Origin of the sequence: Adlercreutzia sp. ZJ176, from assembly GCF_011038975.1 — a bacterium.
Lineage (GTDB): Bacteria > Actinomycetota > Coriobacteriia > Coriobacteriales > Eggerthellaceae > CAAEEV01.
Genome location: NZ_JAAKEC010000009.1, coordinates 121382 through 127381, shown reverse-complemented (window position 1 = coordinate 127381; position 6000 = coordinate 121382). Strand labels below are relative to the sequence as shown.

General features: G+C 58.1%; 7 protein-coding genes. 5 read left to right on the top strand and 2 right to left on the bottom strand.

Annotation, left to right across the window (positions count from 1 at the left end; genetic code table 11):
* Nucleotides 1–265: transposase (locus tag G7Y50_RS06470; RefSeq protein WP_165053127.1), on the bottom strand; the 265-nt coding region annotated here is incomplete at its 3' end.
* Between the two features lie 279 nt (nucleotides 266–544).
* On the opposite strand from G7Y50_RS06470, the gene G7Y50_RS06465 reads away from it, so the two are divergent.
* The 4 genes from G7Y50_RS06465 (at nucleotide 545) to G7Y50_RS06450 (ending at nucleotide 3206) form a co-directional block, all read left to right on the top strand.
* Nucleotides 545–1177 (top strand): SOS response-associated peptidase family protein, encoded by a 633-nt coding sequence (locus tag G7Y50_RS06465; RefSeq protein ID WP_165053129.1) that lies wholly within the window; start codon nucleotides 545–547, stop codon nucleotides 1175–1177.
* A 276-nt stretch (nucleotides 1178–1453) separates the two neighbouring features.
* Nucleotides 1454–1696, top strand: coding sequence for a helix-turn-helix domain-containing protein (locus G7Y50_RS06460; RefSeq protein WP_206214790.1), 243 nt, complete (start codon nucleotides 1454–1456; stop codon nucleotides 1694–1696).
* A gap of 170 nt (nucleotides 1697–1866) precedes the next feature.
* Nucleotides 1867–2391: a type IV toxin-antitoxin system AbiEi family antitoxin domain-containing protein gene (locus G7Y50_RS06455; protein ID WP_165053132.1), complete on the top strand. Its 525-nt coding sequence runs from the start codon at nucleotides 1867–1869 to the stop codon at nucleotides 2389–2391.
* Nucleotides 2388–3206 (top strand): nucleotidyl transferase AbiEii/AbiGii toxin family protein, encoded by an 819-nt coding sequence (locus G7Y50_RS06450; RefSeq protein WP_241156459.1) that lies wholly within the window; start codon nucleotides 2388–2390, stop codon nucleotides 3204–3206. Before G7Y50_RS06455 ends, G7Y50_RS06450 begins: the two co-directional genes overlap by 4 nt.
* Nucleotides 3207–3834: 628 nt before the next feature.
* Here the strand turns inward: G7Y50_RS06450 and G7Y50_RS06445 are convergent.
* On the bottom strand, nucleotides 3835–3981 hold the full coding sequence (locus G7Y50_RS06445) for a hypothetical protein (RefSeq protein ID WP_165053135.1): 147 nt from the start codon (nucleotides 3979–3981) through the stop codon (nucleotides 3835–3837).
* Between the two features lie 225 nt (nucleotides 3982–4206).
* Between G7Y50_RS06445 and G7Y50_RS06440 the strand changes: the two genes are divergently transcribed.
* Entirely contained in the window at nucleotides 4207–5700 is a 1494-nt protein-coding gene (locus G7Y50_RS06440; protein WP_165053138.1) for an ATP-binding cassette domain-containing protein, read from the top strand.
* The last annotated feature ends 300 nt before the right edge of the window (nucleotides 5701–6000 follow it).

Below are 6000 nucleotides of genomic sequence, written 5' to 3'. Positions count from 1 at the left end.
CAAGCTCTCGCGCGGCCTTCGATCCGTTTTTGCCGGTAGAGAGGTAGTGCTCGACAGCGATCCTCTCCTGCTCCTCCGTGAACTTGCCCGACCACTTCTCAGGCCCTCTCACATATCCTCTTTGCAGGTAGTCGCGATACCAGCGGGACAGCGTTGACGCATCGGGGTATCCGAGCGTTCGCTTGACCGTTATCGGAGAATGCCCGCCGGTCACGTAGAGGTCAATTGCAGCTTGCTTTTCCTCTTGGGTGTGGTGGTGATACATGGCCATCTCCTTGTCTCAGGTGTCCAAGTTTTTGTCCACACCCCCAGGGTTGCAAGAGCGTGATTCCTTGCTTCTTTGGGTCGTTCCTTTAGATGACAGAAGGCTTCCTTTCCGAGAAGGGTAATGGCGTGTTCTATCAGCTCATTGTTTCCGAGTTCTCGGTGAATCTGTGACAAAATGACCCCATTGTCACTGCCAAGGGCGGCGCAACTTCGAAGATGTTCACAGCAACGATAACAACGGGCTTCAAGTGCAAGGCACCACCATCGTGCTGGTATCATGTACGCCATGTGCGGAAGATGCATCATACTCACCTTCGACGAGGTGCTCGAAGTCATCCGGGAGATCGAGGTCAACTCGCCCGTGAACATCGAGCCGGACTGGCCTGCCCGAAGGCCTCTTGCATACCCGAAGGCATCTGCCCCGCTCATCGTCCCTAAGTTCGACACTGCGCTTGCGTCTCCCGCGCTCACTTCCGAAGCGCTTTCCGCCCGTGAGCTCTCGTGGGGGTTTGAGGAGTCGTGGAAGCCCGGCGTCGTGTTCAACACGCGTATCGAGAGCGCAGGCAAGCCCACGTGGCGCGAATCGATGGAGCATCGCCGCTGCGTCATCCCGGTGCACGCGTTCTTCGAGGCGCACCGCGAGGAGACCTATCCTTCGCCGAAGACTGGCAGGCCCGTCAAGCGCCAGTACGAGTTTTGTGTTCCTGGTCAAGACGTCGTCCTCATCGGCTGTATCTGGAGGAGCAGCACGTTTTCCATGGTGACCACCGAGGCGAACGCCGACATGGCGCCAATCCACCACCGCATGCCGCTCATCGTGCGCCAAGAGGAGCTTCCGCTGTGGTTTGGCCCCGGCTATCGCAAGCTCGCCGACCGCTCTTCCATCAGGCTCGAAGCCAAGCGCGCCTAGATCGCAACTGACGACTGCATTCTACGCCCACCTCTTCTGATCACCATTCCCTTCACCCGCTCCCATGCAGAGCACTCTCGCATGGAGTCAGCTCGCCGCAAGGCGCGGCTTCCTGCGCAAAACCCGCACAAGCACGGTTGGCATCGTGCAGGTTGCGGGCGAGGCCGTCCTTTGCGAAGAAGGCGCTTTGGCCCTTGCGGCTTGCGCCGAGTCCACGCCGTGTCTGCCATGGGGCGGAAGCGAAGGGCATGCCGCCAGGAAGAAGGAGGTACTTCCATGAGCAGCTCGACAATCGCAAGCAACGCGCACGTAGACTTTTGCAGGATGGAGCGACAGAGCGCGTCTAAGGGCCAGGTGCAGCTCTTGAGCCCGGAAGAGGTCGCGTTACTTCTCCAGGTCTCGAAGAGCATGGTCTACAAGCTCGTTCGCGGAGGCAGGCTTGAGGCCGTGCATGTGGGACGCCTCGTGCGCATCGCGCCGAAGAGCTACGAGGACCTGCTCGCAAGGCGCGGCGCCTGAGGGCGTCAGCTGGCTCGCCGATCACGGCGAGCCGACCATTTCTCAAGCATCATCCCAGGTCAGACCAACGGTGCCCAATTGGCACCGTTGGTCTGAACAGTCAGTTCCAACTTGTCGGCGCCATCACGTGAGCATTGCCAACTTGTATACATTTTTGCTAACATTCTGGCATGACTCATTTTGATGACATATACGAGATTGCGGCGGACAACTACGGCCTTGTCACCACGGCGCAGGCCGAGGAGGTCGGAGCCACGAGGTCGGAGCTCTCTCGCTGGGCGAGGCTCGGGAAGCTCGATCGGCGGGGGCGCGGGCTGTACCGCATCTTGCAATGGGTTCCGACAGAGTACGACCGCTACGCCGAGGCGGTAGCCCTTGTTGGCGAGGAGGCCTTCCTTGTCGGAGACGCCGTGCTCTCGATGCACGGGCTTGCGCTCGTGAACCCCGCCAAGATCACGGTCGCAACACCTAACCGCACAAGGAAGGCCCTGCCCGAATGGGTGAGCGTCGTCCCAGCAAAGGACGCAGAACAGACGATATACGAGGGTATACCGAGCCAGAGCGTTTATGATGCTCTGGTGGCTTGCAAAGGGCGCGTGATGCCCGAGCGCCTGCTCGACGCCGCGCGCAACGCGAAAGAGCGAGGGCTTGTCAGAGACGACGAGTACAGACGGTTGAGAAAGGAGCTAGCTTGAGCAGGCCAAACAGTCGGAGAAACCTGGACATTGCCATCGAGCGCATCGCCGACGAGGGCGATGTCGTGCGGCTGCGCCGGTCGATGGCAAACGCCATAGTCGCCCAGATGCTCCCAGAGGGCGCGGTCAAGGGCGGAAGCGCGCTCAAGCTCAGGTTCGGGTCTTCCGCAACCAGGTTCTCGAAAGACCTCGACGCCGCGCGGTTGGCGGATATCAAGCAGTACGCGAAGGCGCTGGCGAATTCGCTGGAGGTCGGGTGGAACGGCTTCACGGGAGTCCTCGTTGAGAAGAAGCAGGCCAGCCCCAAGGGGGTGCCCAAGCCCTACGTCATGCAGCCCTTCGACGTCAATCTGTCCTACAATGGCAAATCATGGATGACGGTCATCCTCGAAGTCGGACACAACGAGCTCGGCGACGCAGAAGACCCAGACATGATATTTCCAAAGGAGCTTTCCGGCATCTTCGAGAGACTTGGCTTCCCGCCGCTCGATCCTGTGCCCATCATGAGGCTACCCTATCAAATCGCGCAGAAGCTTCACGGGGTGACGGAAGAAGGCTCGTCGCGGGCGCACGACCTCGTCGACCTCCAGGTGCAGATCGCCGAGGGTGAGGTCAACTTAGCGGAAACGAGGGTGATCTGCGAAAGGCTCTTCAACTATCGAAAACTCCAAAGCTGGCCATCCGTTGTGGCTAGGGGTGAAGATTGGGAGAGCCTCTATGCTGATGCGGCTTTGGGGCTTCAAGTGCTTCCGACCGTGGATGAGGCGATAGACTGGGCGAATAGGCTCATTGAGAGCATCGATGCGGCGAAGTAGCATTCGTAGCTTTTTGTTGTTCACTGTTTACGGGAATATGCCCTGCTTGGAGCTACGGTGCCAATTTGGTACCGTAGCCTTTTTGGACAAGCGGGCGTCATCACGAGCGAACCACTTGATGCTATCCGATTGCTATGACATTGGGCGTGAACTCAATCTGAACTCACTTTGAACTCAGCGTTTCTCATTTGCTCTGGTCAGCGATTTACTCCGCTATGCGGAATTTACTCCTTAGCTATTCCAGGGGAATATCTTTTCGATTGCTGCGGCTCGAAACGAACTCAAAACGACCGCAAGCTTGCTCGATCCGGGTGAGTTCAAAACGATACTGATATGAGAAATGATGGTTTGGACTAGCCAACACCATTTGGACGGAGACGCTCTCATGACACAAAGCAATGGTCTGTCGATCATTGAGTGGAAATAGGCGAATACTTGTACTAAAACTGCTGTGCAAACTAATAATTTTGAGTTGAGAGAATGACAATAGGGTCAGGGCGTTCTGTCACTTTTTGCCCGACTGATGACTCCTCTGCCAATACCTGTGATTCGCTCGACCTGACGAACTGACATACCGAACGTGCGAGGGTTGTAAGAGAGTGATTCCTTGCTTCTGCGGATTGTTCTTTCAGATGACGGAGGCTTCCTTTTCGGGAAGAGCAATAGCTTGCTCCATCAGATCGTTGTTCTCGACTTCTCGGCGGCTTTGTGCGGCAAAATGCCCTGACCCTATTGTCATGCGGTTTTTAGATGAGAGCTGCGTGGCCGGCGTCATGCTATAATTCTTGGCATCAGTTAATCAGCGGAGCCTTTGGCAGGCGACGCTTCGAGTTAGGTCAGGTTGGATGAAGAACTAGCGATGCTCGTTTTGGGCGCCCCATACGACCATCTACACATTCGGTCGCGCTTCAGGGTGCCGCATCGCTTCAGTTTCCCCTCTTTTCGAATCCATGCTTCGCGTGCCTGAGCCCTGCGCGACCTCCCTTCAAAGGAGCTCGCCATGCAACTGAATCTCACACACATCAGCTATGCCTATCCCGGTACGGCATCACCTGCCATCAGCGACGTCAGCGCAACGTTCCCATCGGGATGGACGGGCATCATCGGCGACAACGGATGCGGGAAGAGCACGCTCGCCCGTATCGCTGCGCGCATCATTGCGCCCGACTCGGGGACGGTGAGCCCGAGGCTCTACTCGGCATACTGCCAGCAGGACTCGACCCAAGAGCCGAAGAACCTCTTCGACCTCGCATCGGACTGGGGTCAGGATGCGCGGCGGGCAAGAGCGCTGCTTCGCATCGAAGACGATTGGTTCTGGCGCTACGATACGCTCTCGGGCGGTCAGCAGAAGCGGCTCCAGATCGCATGCGCCCTCTATGCGCGCCCCGACGTCCTCGTCATGGACGAGCCGACGAATGATCTCGACGCTACCACACGCGACACCGTGAAGAAGGCGCTCGCTTCGTTTGACGGCATCGGAATCCTCATCTCGCACGACAGGGATCTGCTTGATGGCCTTGCGAGCCAGAGCCTGATGTGCGAGGACGCATGCTGGATCATGCGACCCGGCGGGTACTCAAAGGCGAGCGATCAGGCGGCGAGCGAGCGAGCCTCCGCGATCAGGGGCCGTGAGAAAGCCGCTCGCGAAGCGAGGCGCTTGAAAGCGGAAGCTCAGCGCAGGAGCGAGGAGGCGGCGCGTCAGAAGGGCAAGCGCAGCAAGCGCAATCTGGCCAAGAACGACAGCGATGCACGTGAGAAGATAGGGCTCGCCATATTCTCCGGAAAGGACGGCGTGGCGGGAAAGCTCTCGTCCAGCATGAGCGCGCGGCTCGCAAAAGCCGAGGCAGAGCTTTCGAAGAGAGCCGTCTCAAAGCGATACGATCATCACATCGGCGAGTTCGGCGTCGCTGCGCGCTCAATCTCCGTGGTGCACCTGGAGGCTGCGCGACTGTCTGCTGGCGAGTTTTCGATAGACGTACCGGAGCTTTGGATTCTGCCAACGGATCACGTGGTGCTGACCGGCGCGAACGGAACAGGAAAGAGCCTCGTGGTGCGGAGCATCGTCGAATCGGTCCCTGACATCGTCAAAGTGGCGTATGTCCCCCAGGATGTCGGACCGGGTGAGCGCGAGCGGGCCTTGGCGCAGCTTCGAGATCAGACCCAGGAGATGAAGGGCCGCATCCTTTCCATTGTGGCGCGGTTGAATTCCGACCCCGACAAGCTGCTCGATGGTGACGATCTGAGTCCAGGCGAACTCCGCAAGCTCATGCTCGCCGAGCAGCTCGTCGCGAATCCCAACCTCCTCATACTCGATGAGCCGACAAACCATCTTGACGTTGGCTCTATCGAAGCGCTGCAGGAAATGCTGACCGGCTTTCCTGGCGCGTTTCTGTTGGTTACGCATGACAGGCAGCTGTCAAATGCGGTGGCGCAGATCGAATGGGAGACGAAGCAAAATGAGGGTGCGACTGAATTGCGGGTTGAAAACTGGTGAGCTTTGACAGCTAGAGATGGACGCGGATGGCGCAGGTCATGGGCAACTTCTTCGGATCACCATTCTCTTCACCCGCCCCCACGCAGAGCACTCTTGCATGGAGTCGGCTCGCCGCAAGGCGCGGCGCCTGAGGGTGCGAAGGAGCCTGCGAAAGCGTGCAGGCTCCATTTTCTTGAAGAATCACCAGTTCAGATCAACGGGGCCAATTTGGCACCGTTGTTTTCGGATCCGTGTCACCGATAACAACCGCTCTTTTTGCAAGGTCTTTATTCGTTTACTTCAAAACCTTACTTTTGTACT